Raw genomic sequence first — 23,501 nt, forward strand, 5'->3', positions numbered from 1 at the left:
TTACAAAGGGCTAAAAAGTTAGAAGGTTTGACCAATCGTAAAGGTAAAGAATTCTTCATCATCACCTTCATAAATTTCAATTGGCTTCGCCACCGAGAACACCAAAGGCCCCATAGGTGACATCCATTGCAGTGCCATACCATATGAAGCACGGAACGCAAATGGGTCTGAATAATCATAATAATAATTTTTACCGGCCATATTAGCATCAGCATCACGATACTTAAATTCGGTATCCCATACACTGGCCACATCAACAAACACACTGGTACGCACTGATTGCCGTGTTTCTTCAGAAGCAAATGGGGTTGGAACAATTAACTCAATACTTGCCAATGCAGTAGCATTACCACCGACAGATTCATCAGTGGCCACATAGTTAGGGTTGTTACCACCATTACTACCACCTTCATCATATACCGCTTTCGGACCTACTGAGTTAGATCCAAAGCCACGTAATGAAGAGAAGCCACCAGCATAGTAGTTTTCATAGAATGGGAATAAGTTATCATTGCCATCGGTTGAACCATAACCATTACCATATCCCAAACGACCACGAAGTAATAACGTGAAATCTTGTTTTTGCGTTAATGGGATATACTGCTTGGCATCATATTGCATCTTATAATACGGAACGTCAGAGCCAGGTACGGTTATTTTAAAAGTTGCACGTTGATGATTACCCGCCGTTGGGAAATAACCGCGGTTTAAATTATTTCGAGTCCACGAAATATTAATATCGAAATCATCGACATCTAATTCACCGGATTCAGTATCATAGTTCCCAGCCGATTGCTGCGAAGCTAAGAAACCTTCGTTTTGCACATACGGATCAATGTTAGAAATTTTATTATGGGTATAACCTACCCCCAGTTCAATGAAGTTTAATTCATTAATAGGGAAACCCCAGGTTAAATTTGTACCGTAGCTCTGGTTGGTATAATCAACAATACCCGCTTCTGATGCTTCAAATTCGTTGTAGAAAATCTTACCGCCCAGACTAACACCGTCTAGTGTCCAATATGGGTCACGATACTCTAAGCTGACATTTTTTTGGTAATCATTGGTCATAGCGTTAATACCAATACGATTACCAGTTCCTAAGAAGTTATCTTGTTGTAAGCCAACCTGAAAGCTTACGCCGGACTCTGTACCATAACCAATACCGAAGTTCACACTACCCGAGTTGGCTTCTTTCACGTTATAGATAATATCTACTTGGTCTTCTGTGCCTGGTACTCGTTGAGTTTGCACATCAACCGTTTCAAAGAAACCAAGTCGATTCAAACGCGCTTTACCAGTTTCAATTGATTTTGAGTTTAACCAACCACTTTCCATTTGGCGCATTTCACGACGCAATACTTCATCTTTGGTAATATTATTACCAGTAAAACGAATATCACGTACATACATGCGGTTGCCCGGATCCACTTGAACGGTCAGCGTTACTTCTTTTTTATTGTCATCAAACTCAGGAATGGTTTGTACTTTAGGGTAGGCATAGCCTGATTCCCCCAAGGTTTTCTTGATTTTTTCTTCAAGACCTGTAACTAACGAACCATTATAAGTATCACCTGCTTCAAACGGCACCATCTCAGTGAAGTCATCTTGTTTACCGATTAAGTCACCACGGAATTTAATTTCTTTCACCGTGTAAGGTTCACCTTCGTTTAAATTTAGCGTGATATACACACCTTTTTTATCCGGTGAGATAGAGACATTCGTCGATAACACTCTGAACTTCAGATAACCACGGTCAAAGTAATAAGTACGCAGTTTTTCAATATCGCCAGCAAGCACTTGCTTTTGATACTTTTCATCGGCCATGAAATTCCACCACGGAACATCAGCATTCAAATCAAAACGCGAAAGGAGCTCATCATCGGTAAAGACTTCATTACCAATAAAGTTAATTTGTTGAATTTTAGCCGATACACCTTCAGTAAACACAAACTTTAAATCCGAACGGTTACGAGGTAATGGTGTTACTACCGCTTTTACCGTTGCGTTATATTTACCTACGCTGTAATAGAAATCTTCTAGTCCCTTTTCAATTGTACTTAGTTTAGTGCGATCTAAGGCTTCACCAACACGTATACCAGAAGCATCTAAATTCTGCTGCAGTTGCTCATCTTTAATAGCCTTGTTGCCTGAAAATGAAATCTCAGCAATGGTTGGACGCTCTTTTACTTGAACTAATAAGACATCACCATCTCGAAATACTTTTACATCCTCAAAGTTGCCTGAAGAATACAGGGCTTGAATAATAGCGGAAGCATCCTGCTCATCAACAGTATCACCGACACGTACTGGCATTTTGAGCAATACCGCACCAAGCGCAACTCGCTGTAGACCTTCGATCTTAATATCTGAGACTTCGAAAGAGTCAGCGTGTGCAACCGTGCTGAGCATCAGCAAAGTTGAAATCCATAAACGTTTGATCGCCATAAACTTTATTATTAATCCTTTATATATACTACTTGGCCTTTTAAACCACTACTGGTACTACAGGCGAGCAAAATCATTGAAAATTGCAATTAACATCAGAGATAAAATCGCCGCGCTACCGATACGATATCCCACTTCTTGTACTTTTTCTGGGACTGGGCGACGAATCACAGCTTCGATAGCAAAAAATAACAAATGACCGCCATCAAGTACAGGTAAAGGCACTAAATTGATAATCCCTAAGTTCACACTAATTAATGCTAAGAAGCCTAAAAAGTAAACTAATCCATAATCAGCTGTTGCACCCGCACCTTTGGCTATTGAAATTGGGCCACTCAAGTTTTTTATACCGACATCACCTGTGATAAGTTTTTTCAACATTGTGAGTGTTAAATCGATAATTTGTCCCGTTTTCTCTACCGCTTTAGGTATAGAGGCTAACACACCAAACTTTTGCTCAAAGCGATACGATTCCGGCCATTCTCCCATTGATGGTGCAACACCTGCAAACCCTATTGTGTCACCATTTTTTAAAATTTTACTCGCTGGAAATAAGCTCAAGGTGAGTTCTTGACCATCACGATTCACTTTTAAACTCACTTCTTGATCTGGATGTGAGACAACCGTATCAACAAATTGCTGCCATGTTGTTATCGTTTCTCCATTAATAGCAATTAACTTATCACCGACTTGTAGACCGGATTTCTCAGCTGCACTACCTTCCGTAATGCTCGAAATGATAGAAATAATTTCCGGGCGATACGGCTGAAAACCTAAAGTGCCCATTGCAGAATCGACTTCAGGGTCAAACTTCCAATCTTGGGTATTTAAGGTAACGGTACGTTCAATCCCTAATTCATCCGCTGAAGAGACTTTCATAACAATCTGGTCATCACCAATATGAGAGATCAGAGCCATATTCACCGAGTCCCAATCAGAAGTTTGGATACCAGAAATTTCTTTAAGTTCCATCCCCGACTCAATTCCTGCTTGAGAAATAATTGAATTGGGCGTGACATCACCAATCACTGGTTTCACTGCCGGTACGCCAATCATAAAGACCAGCCAGTAAGCAAAAATGGCAAATAAAAAGTTAAAAGCTGGGCCAGCAGCCACTATCGCACTACGACGCCATAAACTCTTATGATCAAACGCTAAATGCTTATCTTGTTCAGCCACCTCATCAACTCGAGAGTCCAGCATTTTTACAAAGCCACCTAATGGGATCATTGAGATGGAATACTCAACGCCATCCTTACCCTTGCGGCTCCACAATGATTTGCCAAACCCGATAGAAAACTTTTCGACTTTAACGCCACAGCGTCTTGCTACCCAAAAATGGCCAAACTCATGCACAGCAACGAGAATGCCAAGGGCTACGATAAATGAAGCTAAATTCCATAAAATGCCAGTCATTAATTACGCTCTGCTAAAGTTTCTGTTGCTTAAGGTTTCTGTTGCATAGATTCGAGCTATTCTATCTAGCTCAAGTAAGCTTTCCAAACTCTCCGTACTAAGAGTCGATAAACCACACACTTTATCCATTACTATTTCATTAACCCGTGAAATATCGGTAAATTTTAATTGATTATTCAAAAACGCCGCAACGGATATTTCATTGGCAGCATTAATTGCGGTGGTTGCATGCTGGCCGGTATAACAAGCATCAATCGCCAACTGCAGACATGGGTACCTTGACATATCTGGTGCTAAGAAAGTCAATTCGCTTAACGCAGTAAAATCGAGTGGTTTTACACCTGAAGGAATGCGATCGGGGTAAGACATTGAAAGCGCAATTGGTGTGCACATATCTGGCTCTCCCATTTGCGCAAGAACTGAACCATCATTGTATTGCACCATCGAATGAATCACCGATTGTGGATGAATCAAAACTTTTAGCTGTTCTTGCTTAGCATTAAACAACCATTTGGCTTCGATAAACTCTAGGCCTTTGTTCATCATAGTCGCAGAATCCACTGAGATCTTTGGTCCCATAGACCAATTAGGATGAGCAATCGCCATCTCTGGGGTCACGGAATCAAGGGTGGCAATATCACTATAACGGAACGGTCCCCCCGAGCCAGTTAATAATATTGAGTGAATACCACCTTCATCGAGATCACAATAACCTAACTGATTTTGTACGCTCTGAGATAAGCATTGAAAGATAGCATTATGCTCACTATCAACAGGAAGAATTTGTGCGCCATATTGCTTAGCCGCATCAATAAAAAATTGACCTGACATCACCAAAGATTCTTTATTAGCAAGTAATATGCGCTTACCCGATTTCACTGCCGCCATGGTTGGCAGCAAGCCCGGAGAGCCTACAATTGCCGCCATCACCATATCAACGTCATCAGCAGATGAAATAGCACATAGTCCGTCAATACCAGCAACCACTTGGGTTTTACATTTCACTTGTTTAAGGCGTTGTTCTAACTCTAACGCGGCCGCTTCATCTGCCATCGCTGCCATTTCAGGTTGCCACTTTTCACATAATGCTTGCATACTTTCAACATTAGAAGCTGCGGCTAAGGCATACACTTCAAACTGTTCAGGATTATGTTCAACTACCGATAAAGTACTTGCACCAATTGACCCCGTTGCACCTAAAATCGTTATCTTTTGCATGATCAATCAACCATTAAGAATAAATGCATCAATATTCTTCCTATATTTCGTGCGGCAGATTATTGGCAAATAAAATACAATAAAGCAAAAACTGGAAATGCCGCAACAAGGCTATCGATGCGATCAAGAATGCCACCATGCCCTGGGATAATATTACTGCTGTCTTTAATATTAGAGACGCGCTTAAACATACTTTCGACTAAGTCACCTAAAACAGAAATAACCACTGTAACAAAAGTAATAAACAGCATCACTGTCAAGCTAGCAAAGTGAATATCTAGCAAAGAAGAAGCAAACCAACCCACGACCATGGCTAAGATAATGCCACCAAATAAACCTTCTAGCGTTTTATTCGGGCTAACATTCGGCGCCATTTTATGTTTACCAAATGTTTTTCCTGAAAAGTACGCCCCCGTGTCGGCGGCCCATACTAATAAGCAGACAAACATAACTAATTTAGCGCCATGATAAGGATTCAAAGCATAATCTTGGGCTCTAAGTAAAAAGACTGCCCAGAGAAAAGGAATCAGTGACAGCATGCCAAAAAGATGACGTAAAGCTACGTTCTTTTCCCACAAGTTTATACTTCTTGGGTAAGTTAACGCTAAACCACTTGCCACAACCCACCAGATAGCCCCTACCGCCAAGATCCACAAATGCGTCTCGGAGACCGTCGATAAGCTCAAGTTATCAAATGGGAACACAGCAAAACTGCCAGCCAAAACCACTAAAGATGGAATAAGACTGAGTGCGCGTGATTTAGGCAGAACAAATTGAGTCCATTCCCAAAAGCCAATAATAGATATAGCCGTTAACGCAATAATGAAAAAAGGAATTGAAAGTTCAAACACCCCCCATAAAACCAAAGGCGCTAAAATCAATGCTGTTATTATTCTTTGTTTCAAACTTTCGTCCTTTATTATTGAATCATCAACGACTGTAGTTGCTCACTAGTGCAACCAAAGCGTCTTTCACGGTTGATGAACCAGGCAATGGCGTCCAACATTGCTTGCTCATCAAATTCTGGCCAAAATAAATCGGTAAAATACAATTCGGCATAAGCCATTTGCCAAAGCATAAAATTGCTGATTCGGCACTCACCGCTAGTGCGGATCATAAGATCGACATCCGGCAAATCAGCCATAGATAAATGCTGAGATATGGTTGACTCCGTAATATCTTGTGGTTGAAGTTGTCCCTCAGACACCTGTTGAGCCACTTGCTTAACCGCTTCGGTTATATCCCATTTACCACCGTAATTAGCGGCGACATTAATCACAGTGCCAGTATTTGCCTTTGTTAGGGCTTCTGCGGCTGCAATTTTTTTTTGTAATGCTGGGCTAAAACGGGTTTTATTACCAATAATCTGTAGACGTAAATTATTCTTATGCAGTTTTTTGACTTCTCTGGTTAACACCGTCATAAATAAATCCATGAGCACGCTCACTTCTTCTTCTGGGCGTTTCCAGTTTTCACTGCTAAATGCGAATAAAGTAATAGCTTTTATTCCCAATCGACTGGCGGTTGAGATAGTTTCTCGCACTGATTTAACTGCCATTCGATGACCATAGATACGAGGCTTGCCACGTTGCTTAGCCCAACGACCATTGCCATCCATAATAACGGCAATATGTTCTGGTAGTAGATCAGATGAGAATTGAGTATCAGACATTATTTTATTCATACTTGTAGGCAGGTTTTGCATAAAAAAAGCGCTGTGCTGTACCGCACAGCGCCTTTAAGCAGGTAGAAAAAGAAGATTAAACTTCCATCAACTCTTTTTCTTTCACAGCAAGCAACTCATCAATATTTTTAACAGCTGCATCGGTGATTTTTTGAATTTCGTCTTGCGCTTTACGATCTTCATCTTCAGAGATGTCTTTATCTTTTAGAAGAGCTTTAAGATCCGCATTGGCATCACGGCGAATATTACGTACCGCTACACGGCCACCTTCTGCTTCAGCACGTACAATCTTAACAAGGTCTTTACGACGCTCTTCTGTTAGTGGAGGAAGTGGTACACGAATTACCGTACCAGCAGACATTGGGTTAAGACCTAGGTCAGATTTCATGATGGCTTTTTCTACCATTGGCGTCAGTTCTTTATCAAAAACTGTAATGGCCAATGTACGCGCATCTTCAGCAATGATGTTAGCAACTTGGTTTAGAGGTGTTGGAGCTCCGTAATATTCAACAGAAATATTTTGCAGAATACTTGGGTGAGCACGGCCAGTACGGATTTTTGAAAGATTATTTTTTAGTGCTTCAACACTTTTTGCCATGCGCTCTTGAGCGTCTTGTTTAATTTCGTTAATCACGATATCACCTTGTTATTTGTATTTTCTACAGAGCGAAATACCTTCACTCGCGCGATGTTAATTGCTTTATCACGTTCTTATTCTGGCAGCTCGCCGATTAGTGTACCTTCTTGTTCACCCATTACGACACGACGCAAAGCACCAGGCTTGTTCATGTTGAATACGCGAATTGGCATTTTGTGATCACGAGCTAAAGTGAAAGCAGCTAAATCCATCACTTTTAATTCTTTTTCCAGTACGTTGTTGTAACTCAGTTTATCACACAAAACTGCGTCTGGGTTAGCAACTGGGTCAGCTGTATAAACGCCGTCCACTTTGGTTGCTTTTAGCACGATATCTGCTTCAATTTCGATCCCGCGTAGACATGCTGCAGAGTCGGTTGTAAAGAATGGGTTACCTGTACCTGCAGAAAAAATCACGACACGGCCTTGACGAAGTTGGCTGATCGCATCCGCCCAGTTGTAATCATCACATACACCTTTCAACTGAATCGCAGACATCACACGTGCATTCACATAAGCACGGTGAAGCGCATCACGCATTGCTAGGCCATTCATCACTGTTGCTAGCATTCCCATATGGTCACCTACAACACGGTTCATGCCAGCTTCTGCTAAGCCAGCACCACGGAATAGGTTACCACCCCCAATAACAACACCAACTTGTACGCCAAGTTCAACAAGTTCTTTAATTTCTTGAGCCATGCGATCCAAAATAGCCGGATCGATACCAAAACCTTCTTCACCCTGTAGAGCTTCGCCACTAAGTTTTAACAAAATACGCTGATATGCAGGCTTAGGATTCGTTGTCATGGAGTTTACCTTTCAAAGTATGGTTGATTAACGGTTATGAATAGACGTTATTCGAATTCTCGTCACTCGTATCGCTTCGCTGCTCGAAAAAGCAAAAGCATTACTTAGCTTAGTTGAATCTAATATCTATTTATAACGATTAACGCTATTCCAAAAACTAACTGTATTCATATCGAAAAACGAGAAGCGTAGCGTCCTAGCCCCGAGACTCGCTGCTTCATTCACAAAAAGACCGCAGCAGTGCTACGGTCCTTTAGGTTAGCTATACAAATCAGGAATTAACCTTTTTGTACCGCTGCAACTTCGTCTGCGAAGCTCATTTCAGCCGCTTTTTCGATACCTTCACCAACTTCTAAACGTACGAAGTTAGTTACTGAAGCGCCTTGCTCTTTCAAGAACTCACCAACAGTTTTCTTTGGTTCCATGATGAAAGCTTGACCAGTAAGAGACACCTCACCAGTGAACTTCTTCATACGACCAATAACCATTTTTTCTGCGATTTCTTGTGGTTTACCTTCGTTCATTGCGATTTCAACTTGAACCGCTTTCTCTTTAGCAACTACATCTGCAGGAACATCTTCAGGATTTACGTACTCAGGCTTAGAAGCTGCTACGTGCATAGCAACTTGTTTGATTACTTCATCGCTAGCATCACCAGCAACAACTACACCGATACGCTCACCGTGACGGTAAGAACCGACTTTAGCACCGTCGATGTAAGCAACACGACGGATGCTGATGTTTTCGCCGATTTTCGCAACTAGAGCAATACGAGTTTCTTCAAATTTAGCTTGAAGTGCTTCTACATCTAGACGTTCTGCAACTGCAACATCAAGAACTTCGTTAGCAAATGCTAGGAAATTTGTATCTTTAGCTACGAAGTCAGTTTGGCAGTTAACTTCAAGAAGCGCAGCAAAACCGTCCGCTTCTTTTACTAAAATAGTACCTTCAGCAGCAACGTTACCCGCTTTTTTAGCAGCTTTAGCCGCACCGCTTTTACGCATGTTTTCGATTGCTAATTCAATATCAGCATTCGCTTCAACAAGCGCTTTTTTACAATCCATCATGCCTGCGCCAGTACGCTCACGCAATTCTTTAACTAGAGCAGCAGTTACTGTTGCCATGGTTTAATCCTCGGTTGATTCCAAAAATGGTAAAAAACAGGGGCCAGGCTAGTATTTTATTAAAAGCATGCCCCCTATTTGTAACTATAACTCAATCTAAGCGGTTCATTTATGACAGCAAGATTAAGTGGCTAGGGTCTGTTGAACCTAGGCGTTACGATATTAAGCTTCTTCTACGAAACCGTCTTTATCAGCAACTGCAGCTACGTCTTTGTTACGACCTTCAGTTACCGCTTGACCAGCAGCGTTTAGGTATAGTTGTACCGCACGGATTGCATCATCGTTACCAGGGATAACGAAATCAACGCCATCTGGGTCAGAGTTTGTATCTACAACAGCAAATACAGGGATACCTAGGTTGTTTGCTTCTTTAATAGCAATGTGTTCGTGATCCGCATCGATTACGAATAGTGCGTCAGGTAGGCCACCCATGTTTTTGATACCACCAAGAGATTTCTCTAGCTTATCCATTTCACGGGTACGCATTAGAGCTTCTTTCTTAGTTAGTTTTTCAAAAGTGCCGTCTTGAGCTTGAGCTTCGAAATCTTTAAGACGCTTGATTGATTGACGAACAGTTTTATAGTTAGTCAACATACCGCCTAACCAGCGGTTGTTTACGTAGTACTGATTGCTGTTGATAGCTGCTTCTTTTACTGCTTCAGAAGCTGCGCGCTTAGTACCAACGAAAAGAACTTTACCTTTACGCTCACCGATTTTGCCTAGCTCAGCTAGTGCATCGTTGAACATTGGAACTGTTTGTTCTAGGTTGATGATATGAACTTTGTTACGAGCACCAAAGATGAAAGGCTTCATTTTTGGGTTCCAGTAACGAGTTTGGTGACCAAAGTGAACACCAGCTTTAAGCATATCGCGCATTGATACAGTTGCCATTATATAATCCTCTATATGGGGTTAGGCCTCCACATCCCCCATGATACCGACCCTTTCGCTATAAATAAGCATAAAAGAGCACCCCGGATCACGTGTCGGAATGTGTGTGATTTAAGAAATAAGTATATGAAACCCACACCACATCGCCTCAAAAAGGAGAAAGTAGTTACAGATTTCGGTGCGCTTTATACCACAAAAGCAGGTTAAAACACCAGAAAAACCACTATTTTCCGCATGAGTTTTTCCGCAACTTTGTCATTTATTCTGGCAAATAAAGAGATTTATACTAGATGTTAACGGATTTCAATTGCGATTAGAGCCCACTGTTAATACACTAGACACAAAGAGATAACGGATACTAATTATGTCGATCAAAATTAACACAGCCGAAGAAATTGAAAAAATGCGCGTTGCATGTAAGCTCGCCGCTGAAGTTTTAGAAATGATTGAACCCCATATCAAAGAAGGGGTGACCACCGAAGAACTTGATAAAATCTGCCATAACTATGCCTTAGAAAAAGGTGCTTATTCAGCTCCTCTTGACTACCATGGTTACCCAAAATCAATTTGTACTTCAATCAATCATATTGTTTGTCACGGTATTCCCGCAAGCCAAGATGAAGTAGGCAGCAACGGCCAAGTTAAGCCAGCTGTTTTAAAAAATGGTGATATTGTCAACCTAGACATCACAGTGATCATTCCTAACGATCCAAATGCCGATCTTAGCGTTCGTCCAGAAGGTTACTATGGTGATACTTCTAAGATGTTCCTAGTAGGGGATGTTTCTCCCGCCGATAAACGCTTATGCATGGTGACTCAAGAAGCCCTTTATGTCGGTATGCGGAAAGTAAAACCAGGTGCCACCATTGGCGACATTGGTACTGCGATTGAGAAGTACATCAAAGACAATAACAAAAAAAATCCTCGCAATAAGTTTTCGATTGTGAAAGATTTTTGTGGTCATGGCATCAGTGATGAATTCCACTCAGAACCTCAAGTCGTTCATTACCGTAATTCCGATCGTCGAGTGATGAAAGAAGGCATGATCTTCACCATTGAGCCTATGATCAACGCAGGTAAGTTTGGTGTAACCGTTGATGCAGAAGACGATTGGACTGTTTATACCGGTGATGGTAAAAACTCAGCACAATATGAGCACACTATTCTGGTAACTAAGTCGGGTTGCGAAGTCATGACATTACGCTCGGAAGAAACTATTCCTCGTTTAATGAACAATAGCTAAACTCGAAAACTCGAAAACTCGAAAACTCGAAAACTCGAAAACTCGAAAAGATTAAGCCTTTATCTCCATTCTGATAAAGGCTTTTTTATTATCTGCAATACAGGTACTATCGAGTTAGATTTACTTGTTGCAAGGAATGCATTCATGACTTATCAGTCCCCCGTCTCTCTAGATGATCAACAACTGTCATCCATGGCTCTTAAACAGCAATTGGAACAGTTTTCTCAACATCAAAAACAAGCCTTTTTAGAACAACGACAACCTATCCAAGATTTGGTATACGAACGCTCTGCTTATATGGATTCCATACTTCAGCGCTTATGGGACTTTTTTAGATTTGCGCAAGTAAACTCTCTCAGCTTAATTGCTGTGGGTGGCTATGGCCGCTCAGAACTTCATCCGCTGTCTGATATTGATATTCTAGTATTGTCAGAAAAGAAAATCTCGGATGATGTGAACAAAAAAATCAGTGAATTCATTACTCTACTATGGGATCTACACCTCGAAGTTGGCCATAGTGTCCGCACTCTAAAAGAATGTATCCACGTCGGTAAAGATGACTTAACTGTTGCAACCAATTTACAAGAAGCGCGTTTTTTATGTGGTTGCGAAGATACCTACAACCAACTCATTGAACAGATTTCATCAGCCAGCTTTTGGCCTAGTGACGTTTTCTATGAAGCCAAGCTCCAAGAACAGCGTGAACGCCACGCTCGCTATCACGACACCACTTACAATTTAGAGCCGGATATTAAATCTAGTCCTGGCGGTCTGCGTGACATTCATACTTTAGGCTGGGTCGCCCGCCGTCATTTTGGCACGACTTCGCTACGTGAAATGAGCTATGCTGGTTTTTTAACTGACGCTGAATACCGTGAATTATTAGAATGCCAAAACTTCTTATGGCGTGTTCGTTTTGCGCTACATATTGAATTGAAACGTTATGACAACCGATTAACCTTTGGTCATCAAGCCAACGTAGCGGAAAACTTAGGTTTTACCGGTGAAGGTAACCGCGCTATCGAAATGATGATGAAAGAGTTTTACCGGACACTACGTCGGGTTGCCGAACTCAATAAAATGCTGCTCAAACTATTTGATCAAGCTATCATGAGTAAAGGACAGCTACCTGATGCAGTGATTATTTCTGATGACTTTCAGCGCCGTGGTTCATTAATCGAAGCCAGAAAACCCGCTTTATTCCAAGCAAGACCTGAAACCATTTTAGATATGTTTTTACATATTGCTAACGACTCAACCCTTGAAGGTGTTAGTCCACCAACCTTACGTCAACTACGTACTGCAAGACGTAGACTGAATCGATTTTTACACACTATTCCTGCTGCCCGTGAAAAATTCATGGCATTGATTCATCACCCAAACTCGCTACATAAGGCCTTCAGTTTAATGCACCGATTGGGAGTGCTCGCAGCCTACTTACCACAATGGAGTCAAATCGTTGGGCAGATGCAGTTTGACCTATTTCACGTCTATACCGTTGATGAGCATAGCATGCGAGTACTCAAGCATATCCACTCGTTTAGTAATATCGACAACCATGATAAACATCCAATATGTTGCGATGTTTATCCTAGAATACAGAAGAAAAACTTACTGATTATTGCCGCTATATTCCATGATATTGGTAAAGGCCGTGGCGGTGATCACTCAGAAATTGGTGCCGTCGAAGCTTATAATTTTTGCCTTGAGCATAACTTGTCAAAACCTGAAGCTAAGTTAGTTTCATGGCTCGTTCAAAACCATTTATTAATGTCTGTCACCGCGCAAAGACGTGATATTTACGATCCTGATGTCATCACTGAGTTTGCCAAAAAAGTACGTGATGAAGAATACCTAGAAAATCTGGTTTGCTTAACCGTTGCCGATATTTGCGCAACCAATCCAGAACTATGGAATAGTTGGAAACGAACACTACTTACTGAACTATTTTACTCAACCCAACGCGCTTTACGTAGAGGGCTAGAAAACCCAGTTGATCTACGTGACCGAATTCGCCATAACCAACACATGGCGGCTGCGATGCTACGTAAAGAAAACTTCAGCCCAAGGGAAATTGAAGTACTGTGGCAACGATTTAAAGCCGACTACTTTTTACGCCACACAGCAAAACAAATTGCATGGCATAGTGAGCATCTACTTACTCAACCAGCAGATAAACCACTGGTATTAATCAGTAAGAATGCCACACGCGGTGGTACGGAAGTCTTCATTTACGCGAAAGATAAAGCCAGCTTATTTGGTATGATGGCCGCCGAGCTAGACCGTCGTAATTTAAGTATCCATGATGCTCAAGTTATGACCAGCAAAGATGGCTATGCTCTAGATACCTTTATGGTACTCGACCAAAACGGTGACCCAGTTGAAGATGTCCGTCACGAGCAAATCAAACAATATCTCACCGACGTATTGAATGGAAAAATCAGCGCCAATACTCGCTCACGTAGAGTGCCCAATAAACTCAAACACTTTCATGTTAAAACTCGTGTCGATTTCCTCCCAACACGAACGGGCAAACGCAGTTTAATGGAACTAGTCGCACTCGATACTCCAGGGCTTTTAGCGACAATAGGCCAAGTCTTTGCCAAGCTAGGGGTAAACTTACACGGCGCAAAAATCACCACAATAGGCGAACGAGCAGAGGATTTATTTATCCTCACCTCACCTAGTGGCGGCCGATTAGAGCCAGAAGTAGAAGACGCATTAAAAGTTGAGTTAGTTAAGGCAATTAAAACCTTATCACCACATTAATTGCAATGGCTATACTAGAAGTAAACAGCAACATTCATCTTTTGTTTTAACCAGAGGTAAATGATTTATGTATCCAAACTTAAAGAAACTTGGTATTCCAGACACATCCCTCATTGCTCGTTACAGCTTGCGCCAAGAAGCTCAAGTGGATGTATTAAAAATTTACTTCCACAAACAAAAAGGTGAGTTGTTTGCCAAAAGCTTAAAATTCAAATACCCACGTCAGCGCAAAAATATTCGGGTAAATAACCAATCTGGCCAATATAAAGAAACCACCGAAGTAAGCCCGAACCTCACCCAAGTGATGACTGAACTAAACCAGATCACCAAACCAAAAGAATTAGACAGTGCTGATATCAAACACAAAATCTTGACCGACTTACGTCACTTAGAAAAAGTCGTGGCAGGGAAAATTGCAGAGATTGAAGCAGATTTAGAGAAGTTGAAATAAGTTCCGAGAGCCGAGAAGATTGTGCGGTTAACCATATTAATGCCAATGATTCTTTTCGGCTCCCGTGAGCCCCCATGCAAGTCAAAGACCTTCATTCCGTATATAAGCCTAAGTGAAGATGCGGAGTCTAGGCTCATTCAATCACTGTCGGAGATCCTGAACTGCGCTCCTACGTCGCTTTTCAGGATGACACTCTGTTTCATATATTGAGGAACTCGCTTTTCCGAGTTACGAGAAGTGAAACGCCCGAGATTCGAGCTCCGATACTCTTTTTACTCGAAACAAATCGTCCAACCAAACTCGTCAACAAGACGCTCCCACACCTCATCAAACTTCGCTTCAATGACGATAGTCTCATCAGTATAAGGATGAACAAACTCTAATTTACTAGCATGCAGCATCAAGCGGCTCGCGTTATAAATATCTCTAAATAAACGGTTTTGTTTACCGTCACCATGAGAGGTATCCCCCAAGATAGGATGACGTAGGTGGGCCATATGACGGCGTAATTGGTGTTTGCGTCCGGTTAGTGGTTGCATTTCAACTAAGCAAAAACGACTGGTTGGAAAACGGCCTGTTGAATGCAGTACTTCCACTTTAGCTAGTGGTTGGTAGTCAGTTATTGCAGATTGGGCTTCCACCTCTTTTGAGGCAAATTTATCGGCTATTTTGTCTTGCTCTTTTTTCAGTGAGTAATCGAGGCGATCGCCCTCTTCAATCCAACCACGTACAATGGCATGATAAGTTTTGGTGAATTGATGCTCAGCAAACATTGGCGCGGCTTTTGCGGCAAACTCACTCGATAGTGCAAACAGTAGAACACCAGAGGTTGGGCGATCGAGTCGATGCAAAGGAAAAACATGCTGACCAATTTGATCTCTCAAGGTTTGCATCACAAATTGGGTCTCATGACGATCAAGCCACGAGCGGTGCACTAACATTCCTGCTGGCTTATTGACCGCAATGAAATACTCGTCACGATAAACCACTTCTAACTCTATGGTTTCAACAACTGCTTCTTGCGAGTCATCCATCAACTCAGGGTTATTTTCTACATTCATCTTACGGTTTCATCTAATTGATTTAGGATAGGTAGCAAGGCATCACGATGATCTTTGTCTGTCATGGCTTGTTCAAAATAAGGGCTCACTTCAAAGCCAATCGGCACTTCTGATTGTGACTCGATAAGATCGTGCATTTTAGGTAGAAAAATCCACTGCAACCATTGGGTTGGTTGAAGTGTATCTAATGCAAATGGTTGATCACTACTTAGCGCTTTCTGAGACGGCGGTTGATCTTCCCATAACGACAATTGAATCAGTTTATCTTCAAGCTGCTCAAGTACATCGGTTAATTCAATATATTCATTCATTTTGTTTCGACCCCTTGATAAGATACCATTTCATAACGAATTATATACTCGAATTAAACTGGAAGCTTATATGAATGCAATACACAACCTAAGCCAACTATTAGAACAAAGTCAGTGCCAGTTTAAAATTTTTGATTTAGGGCGACGCATTCAAGCAATTGAAACCAAAGATTTCCAGCAAGTTGAAATGGGGCAAAAGCCTTACCCTTATCCATTGCAGCGTCATGCCAACCTAGCCATTGCCTATTGGAATGACAGTCAGCAACCTTGGATTTGGTTCTTAAAATTCCCACTCGATGAGCGCGGACTACTCAACCAGACGGATATTGGTAACTTTTTAAAGTACGTAACAGAGGCTTTCTCGGTAAAAGCAAGTGGCGCACTGTTAACTCAAGATCTCACCGAAGAGCAGCAACAGCATTTAGCCAATAATCCATACACTTTCAAACCGAATGACGACAAAATGGCGGTTTTTCATAGTGTCATTCGAGCAGATCTAGGCTTATCCACCAGCCAATATTATGAACATGCGCAGCATTACTTTACCGGTGATCTAGGTTGGAATAATTGGCAGACCGTAGGCTTGCAAGGTATTACCGACATGTGTAGCCGTTTATCAGACCAACAAAACGGCGTGGCGATTCGTAAGGCGCTAAGCAAACTCGCAGAAGATAGCGCTAATCACCCTGCCCTATACGCTTTACTTGGCGCTTTAGAACACGTTGAGATCCCAGACAAACTAACACAACGATTATTAGAACTAGCAGAACAAGAATGTGAAAAATCACAGCCTGATCTATTTTTATTATCCGCGTATGTGCGTGCCTTGTCTGGAGCAAACTCTGAACAGCTTATTACCATCCTTGAAAAAGTGCTCGCTGATAAAACGCTTTGTCACGCCGAAGTATTAATTGCGATTGCCGGCCGTTGTTGGGCACAATTGAATACCGAAGCTCGTGCAGTGAAGTTCTTACTACGCCTAGCTCAGACCAAAAACCAAGATTTATTTAACCAACTGTTTGCCGATTTAGTCATGATCCCAGACTTGCGCTTTACCTTCTTGCCTCTACTGAACCATACCCCAAGCCCTGAATTGGCGAATGCACTTTACGCACTACAGCAGCACACCAAATCTACTCAATAACTTCATCAGATAACATAACGGATTAAGGATAGCCAATGATAACCGACTTACTGATGATCCTTTTGGTAGTATTCATCGCTTTCCTATTTTGGCAACAACGTAGGCAATCAGAACTAGCACACAAAGCGATTGCTCGTCATTGTGAACAACTCGATTTACAACTACTGTCAGTGTCGCTATTACGTTATCAATTACGCTTACCGGACGGGCATTTTCAATTTCATTCTTTATATCAGTTTGAATTTTCCGCCCGTGGTGACGACTATTACCAAGGCCGAGCAATTATGGTTGGCTTTAAAGCAGCCAAATTTATGTTGCCGCCCTATCGTATTGTTGAAAGCGACTAATTAAAAAGAGACCAACTCGAAGAAGCTAAGTCAAAAAAGACTAAAGAGACCCGAAACATGCAAACACACGATGTAACACAAGAGCTACATAGAGCACTTTCTGCTATCACCGAAGAAGGTAAAGAACCAAGCGTGGCATTGATTAAATCTAGACTTTCTATGCCCGTTCCAATGCCAGCTATTATCGCCACTTTAAAGTCTTGGAAGTCATCCAACAAAGTACCGAAAGTAGAAATCGCCAGTGAGAAAATCGCCCTATCGGCAGAAGAGCGCATTGCCCAATTAGAAAAGCAAGTACAAGAATTGACTCAACGCTTAACCGAGCTAGAAGGGAAATAACATGAAAATTTGGGTTGATGCTGACGCGTGTCCAAAAACCATCAGAGAAACTATCTGTCGCGCGGCAGAACGTACCGGCATTACCACAACTTTTATTGCCAACCACTTAGTGCCAGTACCGAAGCGCAATAACATTCACAGCGTACAAGTCGAAAGTGGTTTTGATATTGCGGATAATGAAATCGTCCGTAGAACCGAACCGGGAGATCTAGTGATCACATCTGATATTCCATTAGCAGATGAAGTGATCACCAAAGGCGGCCAAGCATTAAGCTCGCGCGGTGAGCTTTATACCAAAGACACCATCAAAGCTCGTCTAAATATTCGTGATTTTATGGATACTATGCGTTCAAGTGGTGTTCAAAGCGGAGGACCACCGCCACTCTCCCAAACCGATAAGCGTGAATTTGCGAATCATTTGGATAAGATATTGGCGAAAGGGAATAGATAGTACCTAAAAAGAACAGCTCCGCGATCGCTTTTACACAAGCATAAACAAAGGAACCGTCATTCCTGCCGAGCCTTAGCGAGAGCAGGAATCTACTCACCACGTACTGAATATAGATCCTCGATGTCGCTTAGGCTCCTCAAGGATGACAATGAACTGTCAGTACTCACGGTTCCCTGCAACACGTTCCATCTTCTCTGCTCCCGAAGCGAAAAGCATTCTCCTTCGGTTTATGTTTTCGCTTTTCCGAGTCACGAGCAACGATGCCACCGTCCCTCATGTCTAAGCGCCGTCTAAGAATTACTTCAAATGATCCCAAGACAAATTCGACACAATTCGGCAATCATCACATTTGAAATAGAAGATATCATGCAGCGGTTGTTCGAGTTTCCAATCACCACCACAACGAGGACAAGGTCGATTCTGTTCGGCTTGCAAGCTTTCACCACCGACTCGATATAAATAGTAGTAGGTCGGGATCTTAGTGATGTACTCTAGTCGACCACGTAAATCCCAGCCTCGGCGGAATAAATCACTGTCTACTTGAGCAATTTCTTTTAAACCAGCATGTTCCGCTTCACACGCACCTGCCATTTGCAATTCATCACATGCTTGCCACTCAGTTTGCCATTTTACTAACGACTTATGATCGCCATTTAAGGTCGGTGGATTGTGATACAACGGGATGGGTCTAAAGGTATCACCGCAACGTAATGGTGAGCATGAGTGAACAAAGGTAGTATATAAAACCTGCCAACTCGGTGTGTTTTGCTCATCAAATGACACCGTTTGCTCAGAGTTAAGATCTTGCCCTAGTACTTTTACTTTTGGTGCTAGTACTTTTGCCTCTGTTAGTCGTTGCAAGCAGACTTTGACATAATCGGAATGGTAATCAGCGTGTAAGCTATTCGCTTCAGGGCAAATTAAACGAGCACGAAACTCGCCATCACCAATAATAATCGGAAACTCACGACCGAGAATCTGGCCGTTATAACGCAAAGCATCAAATAAACCGTTAATCGCTTTTTCTACCGCGTCGATAGTGGTGTTATCAAAACATTCAAATCGTAATTCAACTACGTACACTAAACACCCCAACTACACTTCTGCTTGGCATTGCAATAAAAACTGCTCGATATTAGGCGATAACACATCACGCTTATCGGTTCCTAATCGTTCTAAAATTACTTCACCAGAAATATTGCAGATTGAAATCACATCTAGCTCTGCATCAGTGGTACCAATAAAAATGGTTGGTTTTAATTTTAAACGACGCTGCGTCACTAGATGACCTAAAATATTTTCTTGCAGACGAATAAAATCTTCATCACTCCACACTTGCAGTAAAGTGAATGGTTTACTTTTCCAAGACAAAGTGAGATCGGCGCTATACTGTGAACCATAAAAAGTCTTTACATCAGGGTGAATAATTAGCTCAATGCCGCGTTCTAAATCGCTGAAATCCGCTAACTCATCACGTTCTTGAGGTAACCATTCAATATTTTGGTCATCAGTACGTTGCACGCAAGGTGAAGGAATACCCTCCATTTCATTGGCAATAGGAAAGCTTTTATAGGCCTCCTGCCATTTATCCACAAATTCTGTGGTTAAAACCGCTAATGCCTGGGCAATATTGTGATTCATTTAGGACTCCCTGATGACAGCTAACTTTTGATTCAGTAATATTCAAACAAATTTCGGATAAGAGAAGTATCATGACTCACTCATCAAAGCAGACAAAATATGCTAATGCCAAAGAATTGCAAGGATTAACATTAGGCCAAGCGACACAATATAACCATGACTATGATGCGAGCCTTTTGCAACCGGTTCCACGTAGCTTAAATCGCGATGATTTGGGGTTAAATGACTCTACTGAACTGCCTTTTGTCGGCGGCGATATTTGGACGCTTTATGAGCTTTCATGGCTAAACAACAAAGGTCTACCACAAGTGGCAATCGGTGATGTCATTCTCCCGCCGACTAGCCCTCACTTAATTGAATCTAAATCTTTCAAACTCTACCTCAATAGCTTCAACCAAACTCGCTTTGAATCTTGGCAGCAAGTAGAACAAATTATCGCGCAAGACTTATCTAATTGCGCAGGAGAAGCGGTAGAAATCACCCTACGTCCGCTAAGCCACTATACTCAGCAGCCTATCACTACTATGCAAGGTCAATGTATCGATGATCAAGATATTGATATCACAAATTACCAATTCGATGAAAGCTACCTTGTAGGTTCAACCAGCCCCCAAGAGGTCAGTGAGTGCTTACATAGTCATTTATTGAAATCAAATTGCTTAATTACCAACCAACCAGATTGGGGGAGTGTTGAAATCGAATACACTGGAAAAAAAATCAATCAAGAAGCACTACTACGCTACCTAGTATCATTCCGTGAGCACAACGAATTTCACGAACAATGCGTTGAGCGTATTTTTTGTGACATTATGAAATACTGCCAACCAAAAAAGTTGAGTGTTTATGCACGATATACCCGTCGTGGTGGACTGGATATTAACCCATTTCGTTCAACTCATCTTACTAGACCAAGCCAAATGATCCGAATGGCCCGACAATAACCATGCACTGAGCAATTATTCCGTCAAGCGGTCATCCTACTAAGTTATCATTCCACGAATGTAGGCTTATTCTCACTTGCGACTCAACAAGATGGCGCAATAATGCTAAGCTATTCAACCCCAAGTGACCTAAAATGCCAAATGAAGAGCAATTTAGATAACTTGGGTATCATTTACCTATACCGCTTCTTAGAGATAATGTAACTATGAAAAAGATCCTTTGGATATGTTTCGCTTTTATGCTGACATTCAGCTCTGCGCTTCAGGCCAAAGTCTATCTCTCTCCTATCCTCAACGAAGCGCATAAATTGCTTAGCGTTACTCCCGAACAATCCTTAGCGCTCACTAAACAATATATTTCTACACGTAAAATAGTTTCTACTAAAAATCAAGACTACACACTGTCGCGAGAAGGCAGTGAAAAAAACATTCGAACACCTTCAACGACGATTGAAGCACTGCAAATTATGGCTAGTGCTTACTACGTATTAGACGAACAAAACCTAGCATTTACTACCTTAAAAGAAGCAGAAGCCTTAGCGATAAAGTATCAAATTACCCAACCACTACTAACGACTAAGCTAGAATATGCAAAATTACTTTGGCAATGGACCAAAGATTTCGAACGTGTTCAACAAGATATCGAACAACTCAAAACACAAGTTAAAAAAGAAACCACCAATAAGCATTGGCAACAAGAAACCTTGTACCAGCTGAATATGTTAGAAGCTGAAATGAACAGCTATTTAGGTCATGACGTCAAAGCAGAAACCGCCTTTCAACAAGCGCATAATTATTTAACCAGTGCGAGATCGGTTCCTTTGACTATCGACTACCACTTACGTTTAGGTCAGTATTATTTATCCAAAAACCAGTATGATCAGTCCCTAACCGAACTCCTCACCACCTATTGGTCAGCGATAAAAGCGAGTGATAGTATTGAATTAGCTCGTACAAACCTCTTGCTAGCACAGTTATTTTTCACTCGCCAAGTATTTGATAAAGCACTTGAACATGCCACTGAAGCGGCAGATTTTTATGATGCTTACCCGCACTCCGTGCCTCTTTCTGATACCGTACAATTAATGGCTGATATTTTCTTTAATCAAGGAAAATACAATTTAGCATTAGTGAATTATTTAAACTTGCTAGATAACGAAACCAATCACAGAGACATTAAACAAGTCATCCAACTACGAATTGATATTTCAAAAACCTATTTAAAGCTATTTGATCTCACCCACGCTGAAGACTATTTGGTAAAAGCAGAACCCCTCACAGAACAAAGTAATAATTCAGAGCTAAAAGCAAAAACATTACTACTTAAAGGCTCCATTTCTCTCGCTAAAAAAGAAATAAAAGTCGCTATTACAAGTGGCAACAAAGCTTTATATATTGCTGAAGAAATACAAGATAAACACTTACAAATGTTTGCTTATCAAGTACTGTCGGAAGCATATCAACAAAGTAAAAATTACCAGCAAGCATTACGCATGCAGCAACAATATCAACGACTATGGCAAAACCAACAAGATCAGTTTAACGCCATCAATGAAGATGTATTTCGTCAACAAAAAGACATCATTGAAAAATCACTGCATTATGCTGGTCTTGAAAACGATTTAATTTATCTCGATACACAATACGCTAAATATCAGCGTGCTACGATTATCCTAACGATCATCGCGTTTATGTTGCTATGTTTAGTGATTCGCCGTGGCTACTTAAATCAAAAAATACGTGATGAAGTTGAAACTCAAACGATTGATTTGTACACCCACCCTAGATCTGGGCTTCAAAATCTCAAGTTACTAAATGCTAAACTACCAAAATCATTAGAACGTAGTAATGCAGTATTTGAACAATGGCGACTTGGAGAGTTAATTAACGAACCATTAAGCGATCGCTTAAACTTTGTAATGTTCGATTTTCCATTTCTCCGCAATGTCTATTTAAGACAGGGCTATCAAGCTGGCCTCAATGTTGAAAAACAGTTTGGTGACTACATGAAAAAGTTAATAATCAAACCAACTCGCTTATATCATTTTTCTGATGGATTGTTTTTATACATAGAACCTAAAGGCGAAGCGAAAGATACACCGGAATATTTCTGTGAAAAAATTCAAGATTGGATCAATCAATTTGAGCCAAACCAAAATATAGATCGTCACTTTAGAATGGGCATGGCTGAGTATCCATTCTTACCACGTGCATACACAGCTATCAATGATAAAGAGCTAATTGATATACTCTTTATGGCAATCTATCTAGCACGAAAGATTAAAAAACGTTACTCCCCAAAAGAGCCGTCTAACTGGGTATACTTAACCGCTATTGAAAATGCACCTGCTGCCAGTTTTGCGAGTACCGATATTCGTCATGCTTGTGAACAGGCTGTCGAGCAAGGACTCATCAAAATTCACACATCTGGTGGACATGATGACATTGCCAAAGCCATTTTACGTAACGATGATAGTAAACAAAAGCATTAATTAATCGACAATCAGTCTCGAGAATGTCATTGAGATCACTCACTTATCAATAAATATTATTCACGGAATATAGCGAAATAAAGC

The 23,501-nt window shown here is 41.3% G+C and carries 22 protein-coding genes; 9 read left to right on the forward strand and 13 right to left on the reverse strand.

Annotation, left to right across the window (positions count from 1 at the left end; translation table 11 throughout):
- Window positions 1–18 precede the first annotated feature (18 nt).
- The 9 genes from bamA to rpsB form a co-directional block, all read right to left on the reverse strand.
- A complete protein-coding gene (gene bamA / locus ACN0T8_RS03715) occupies window positions 19–2,448 on the reverse strand; it encodes an outer membrane protein assembly factor BamA (RefSeq protein WP_417879297.1) in 2,430 nt (809 codons plus the stop codon).
- A gap of 57 nt (window positions 2,449–2,505) precedes the next feature.
- A complete protein-coding gene (rseP, locus tag ACN0T8_RS03720) occupies window positions 2,506–3,864 on the reverse strand; it encodes a sigma E protease regulator RseP (RefSeq protein ID WP_417879298.1) in 1,359 nt (452 codons plus the stop codon).
- Window positions 3,865–3,867: 3 nt separating this feature from the next.
- Window positions 3,868–5,082 carry a 1-deoxy-D-xylulose-5-phosphate reductoisomerase gene (ispC, locus tag ACN0T8_RS03725; protein WP_417879299.1) on the reverse strand — a complete coding sequence of 405 codons (1,215 nt, stop codon included), beginning with the start codon at window positions 5,080–5,082 and terminating at the stop codon, window positions 3,868–3,870.
- A 59-nt stretch (window positions 5,083–5,141) separates the two neighbouring features.
- Window positions 5,142–5,987 (reverse strand): phosphatidate cytidylyltransferase, encoded by an 846-nt coding sequence (locus ACN0T8_RS03730; protein WP_417879300.1) that lies wholly within the window; start codon window positions 5,985–5,987, stop codon window positions 5,142–5,144.
- A gap of 14 nt (window positions 5,988–6,001) precedes the next feature.
- Complete coding sequence (locus ACN0T8_RS03735) at window positions 6,002–6,754, reverse strand: isoprenyl transferase (protein ID WP_417879301.1); 753 nt, start codon at window positions 6,752–6,754, stop codon at window positions 6,002–6,004.
- An 88-nt stretch (window positions 6,755–6,842) separates the two neighbouring features.
- Window positions 6,843–7,400 (reverse strand): ribosome recycling factor, encoded by a 558-nt coding sequence (gene frr, locus ACN0T8_RS03740; protein WP_417879302.1) that lies wholly within the window; start codon window positions 7,398–7,400, stop codon window positions 6,843–6,845.
- Between the two features lie 77 nt (window positions 7,401–7,477).
- A complete protein-coding gene (gene pyrH, locus ACN0T8_RS03745; protein WP_417879303.1) occupies window positions 7,478–8,212 on the reverse strand; it encodes a UMP kinase in 735 nt (244 codons plus the stop codon).
- A 278-nt stretch (window positions 8,213–8,490) separates the two neighbouring features.
- Window positions 8,491–9,336, reverse strand: coding sequence for a translation elongation factor Ts (tsf, locus tag ACN0T8_RS03750; RefSeq protein WP_417879304.1), 846 nt, complete (start codon window positions 9,334–9,336; stop codon window positions 8,491–8,493).
- 162 nt (window positions 9,337–9,498) lie between these two features.
- Entirely contained in the window at window positions 9,499–10,227 is a 729-nt protein-coding gene (gene rpsB, locus ACN0T8_RS03755) for a 30S ribosomal protein S2 (RefSeq protein ID WP_089123372.1), read from the reverse strand.
- Between the two features lie 364 nt (window positions 10,228–10,591).
- On the opposite strand from rpsB, the gene map reads away from it, so the two are divergent.
- From map to ACN0T8_RS03770, 3 genes are all read left to right on the forward strand, one after another.
- Entirely contained in the window at window positions 10,592–11,470 is an 879-nt protein-coding gene (gene map, locus ACN0T8_RS03760; protein ID WP_417879305.1) for a type I methionyl aminopeptidase, read from the forward strand.
- A 144-nt stretch (window positions 11,471–11,614) separates the two neighbouring features.
- Entirely contained in the window at window positions 11,615–14,239 is a 2,625-nt protein-coding gene (gene glnD, locus ACN0T8_RS03765; protein ID WP_417879306.1) for a bifunctional uridylyltransferase/uridylyl-removing protein GlnD, read from the forward strand.
- A 67-nt stretch (window positions 14,240–14,306) separates the two neighbouring features.
- Window positions 14,307–14,690: a DUF3461 family protein gene (locus ACN0T8_RS03770; protein ID WP_417879307.1), complete on the forward strand. Its 384-nt coding sequence runs from the start codon at window positions 14,307–14,309 to the stop codon at window positions 14,688–14,690.
- A 272-nt stretch (window positions 14,691–14,962) separates the two neighbouring features.
- Here ACN0T8_RS03770 and truC read toward each other — a convergent pair whose 3' ends face one another.
- Window positions 14,963–15,724: a tRNA pseudouridine(65) synthase TruC gene (gene truC, locus ACN0T8_RS03775; RefSeq protein ID WP_417879498.1), complete on the reverse strand. Its 762-nt coding sequence runs from the start codon at window positions 15,722–15,724 to the stop codon at window positions 14,963–14,965.
- 23 nt (window positions 15,725–15,747) lie between these two features.
- Window positions 15,748–16,062: a YqcC family protein gene (locus ACN0T8_RS03780; protein WP_417879308.1), complete on the reverse strand. Its 315-nt coding sequence runs from the start codon at window positions 16,060–16,062 to the stop codon at window positions 15,748–15,750.
- 70 nt (window positions 16,063–16,132) lie between these two features.
- On the opposite strand from ACN0T8_RS03780, the gene ACN0T8_RS03785 reads away from it, so the two are divergent.
- Genes ACN0T8_RS03785 through ACN0T8_RS03800 form a run of 4 tightly spaced genes read left to right on the forward strand, consistent with a single transcriptional unit; the run spans window position 16,133 to window position 18,343 of the window.
- The gene (locus ACN0T8_RS03785; protein ID WP_417879309.1) at window positions 16,133–17,206 is read left to right on the forward strand and encodes a DUF3549 family protein; all 1,074 of its coding nucleotides are present in this window, start codon (window positions 16,133–16,135) and stop codon (window positions 17,204–17,206) included.
- 35 nt (window positions 17,207–17,241) lie between these two features.
- A complete protein-coding gene (locus ACN0T8_RS03790; RefSeq protein ID WP_417879310.1) occupies window positions 17,242–17,553 on the forward strand; it encodes a DUF3301 domain-containing protein in 312 nt (103 codons plus the stop codon).
- Between the two features lie 57 nt (window positions 17,554–17,610).
- Window positions 17,611–17,892 carry a hypothetical protein gene (locus tag ACN0T8_RS03795; protein WP_417879311.1) on the forward strand — a complete coding sequence of 94 codons (282 nt, stop codon included), beginning with the start codon at window positions 17,611–17,613 and terminating at the stop codon, window positions 17,890–17,892.
- Between the two features lies 1 nt (window position 17,893).
- Window positions 17,894–18,343 (forward strand): YaiI/YqxD family protein, encoded by a 450-nt coding sequence (locus ACN0T8_RS03800; protein WP_417879312.1) that lies wholly within the window; start codon window positions 17,894–17,896, stop codon window positions 18,341–18,343.
- A 297-nt stretch (window positions 18,344–18,640) separates the two neighbouring features.
- Here ACN0T8_RS03800 and ACN0T8_RS03805 read toward each other — a convergent pair whose 3' ends face one another.
- Both ACN0T8_RS03805 and syd read right to left on the reverse strand, forming a co-directional pair.
- Entirely contained in the window at window positions 18,641–19,426 is a 786-nt protein-coding gene (locus ACN0T8_RS03805; RefSeq protein ID WP_027696897.1) for a Zn-ribbon-containing protein, read from the reverse strand.
- A 12-nt stretch (window positions 19,427–19,438) separates the two neighbouring features.
- Window positions 19,439–19,984 carry a SecY-interacting protein gene (gene syd / locus ACN0T8_RS03810; protein ID WP_417879313.1) on the reverse strand — a complete coding sequence of 182 codons (546 nt, stop codon included), beginning with the start codon at window positions 19,982–19,984 and terminating at the stop codon, window positions 19,439–19,441.
- Between the two features lie 71 nt (window positions 19,985–20,055).
- Here syd and queF point away from each other — a divergent pair, with 71 nt between their 5' ends.
- Both queF and ACN0T8_RS03820 read left to right on the forward strand, forming a co-directional pair.
- Window positions 20,056–20,925, forward strand: a complete 870-nt coding sequence (gene queF, locus ACN0T8_RS03815) for an NADPH-dependent 7-cyano-7-deazaguanine reductase QueF (protein WP_417879314.1) — start codon at window positions 20,056–20,058, stop codon at window positions 20,923–20,925.
- A gap of 206 nt (window positions 20,926–21,131) precedes the next feature.
- A complete protein-coding gene (locus ACN0T8_RS03820) occupies window positions 21,132–23,417 on the forward strand; it encodes a tetratricopeptide repeat protein (protein ID WP_417879315.1) in 2,286 nt (761 codons plus the stop codon).
- Window positions 23,418–23,501: the final 84 nt, after the last annotated feature.

This window comes from Vibrio sp., from assembly GCF_048266485.1.
Classification (GTDB): domain Bacteria; phylum Pseudomonadota; class Gammaproteobacteria; order Enterobacterales; family Vibrionaceae; genus Vibrio.

What these genes read in the sequence shown, in the direction of transcription:
- tsf (WP_417879304.1), bottom strand. Translation starts at nt 9,336, where the DNA reads ATGGCAACAGTAACTGCTGCTCTAGTTAAAGAATTGCGTGAGCGTACT.
- pyrH (WP_417879303.1), bottom strand. Translation starts at nt 8,212, where the DNA reads ATGACAACGAATCCTAAGCCTGCATATCAGCGTATTTTGTTAAAACTT.
- queF (WP_417879314.1), top strand. Translation starts at nt 20,056, where the DNA reads ATGACTCACTCATCAAAGCAGACAAAATATGCTAATGCCAAAGAATTG.
- ispC (WP_417879299.1), bottom strand. Translation starts at nt 5,082, where the DNA reads ATGCAAAAGATAACGATTTTAGGTGCAACGGGGTCAATTGGTGCAAGT.
- syd (WP_417879313.1), bottom strand. Translation starts at nt 19,984, where the DNA reads ATGAATCACAATATTGCCCAGGCATTAGCGGTTTTAACCACAGAATTT.
- glnD (WP_417879306.1), top strand. Translation starts at nt 11,615, where the DNA reads ATGACTTATCAGTCCCCCGTCTCTCTAGATGATCAACAACTGTCATCC.
- truC (WP_417879498.1), bottom strand. Translation starts at nt 15,724, where the DNA reads ATGGATGACTCGCAAGAAGCAGTTGTTGAAACCATAGAGTTAGAAGTG.
- rseP (WP_417879298.1), bottom strand. Translation starts at nt 3,864, where the DNA reads ATGACTGGCATTTTATGGAATTTAGCTTCATTTATCGTAGCCCTTGGC.
- ACN0T8_RS03790 (WP_417879310.1), top strand. Translation starts at nt 17,242, where the DNA reads ATGATAACCGACTTACTGATGATCCTTTTGGTAGTATTCATCGCTTTC.
- map (WP_417879305.1), top strand. Translation starts at nt 10,592, where the DNA reads ATGTCGATCAAAATTAACACAGCCGAAGAAATTGAAAAAATGCGCGTT.
- ACN0T8_RS03735 (WP_417879301.1), bottom strand. Translation starts at nt 6,754, where the DNA reads ATGTCTGATACTCAATTCTCATCTGATCTACTACCAGAACATATTGCC.
- ACN0T8_RS03770 (WP_417879307.1), top strand. Translation starts at nt 14,307, where the DNA reads ATGTATCCAAACTTAAAGAAACTTGGTATTCCAGACACATCCCTCATT.
- ACN0T8_RS03820 (WP_417879315.1), top strand. Translation starts at nt 21,132, where the DNA reads ATGAAAAAGATCCTTTGGATATGTTTCGCTTTTATGCTGACATTCAGC.
- ACN0T8_RS03795 (WP_417879311.1), top strand. Translation starts at nt 17,611, where the DNA reads ATGCAAACACACGATGTAACACAAGAGCTACATAGAGCACTTTCTGCT.
- ACN0T8_RS03785 (WP_417879309.1), top strand. Translation starts at nt 16,133, where the DNA reads ATGAATGCAATACACAACCTAAGCCAACTATTAGAACAAAGTCAGTGC.
- rpsB (WP_089123372.1), bottom strand. Translation starts at nt 10,227, where the DNA reads ATGGCAACTGTATCAATGCGCGATATGCTTAAAGCTGGTGTTCACTTT.
- ACN0T8_RS03780 (WP_417879308.1), bottom strand. Translation starts at nt 16,062, where the DNA reads ATGAATGAATATATTGAATTAACCGATGTACTTGAGCAGCTTGAAGAT.
- ACN0T8_RS03800 (WP_417879312.1), top strand. Translation starts at nt 17,894, where the DNA reads ATGAAAATTTGGGTTGATGCTGACGCGTGTCCAAAAACCATCAGAGAA.
- bamA (WP_417879297.1), bottom strand. Translation starts at nt 2,448, where the DNA reads ATGGCGATCAAACGTTTATGGATTTCAACTTTGCTGATGCTCAGCACG.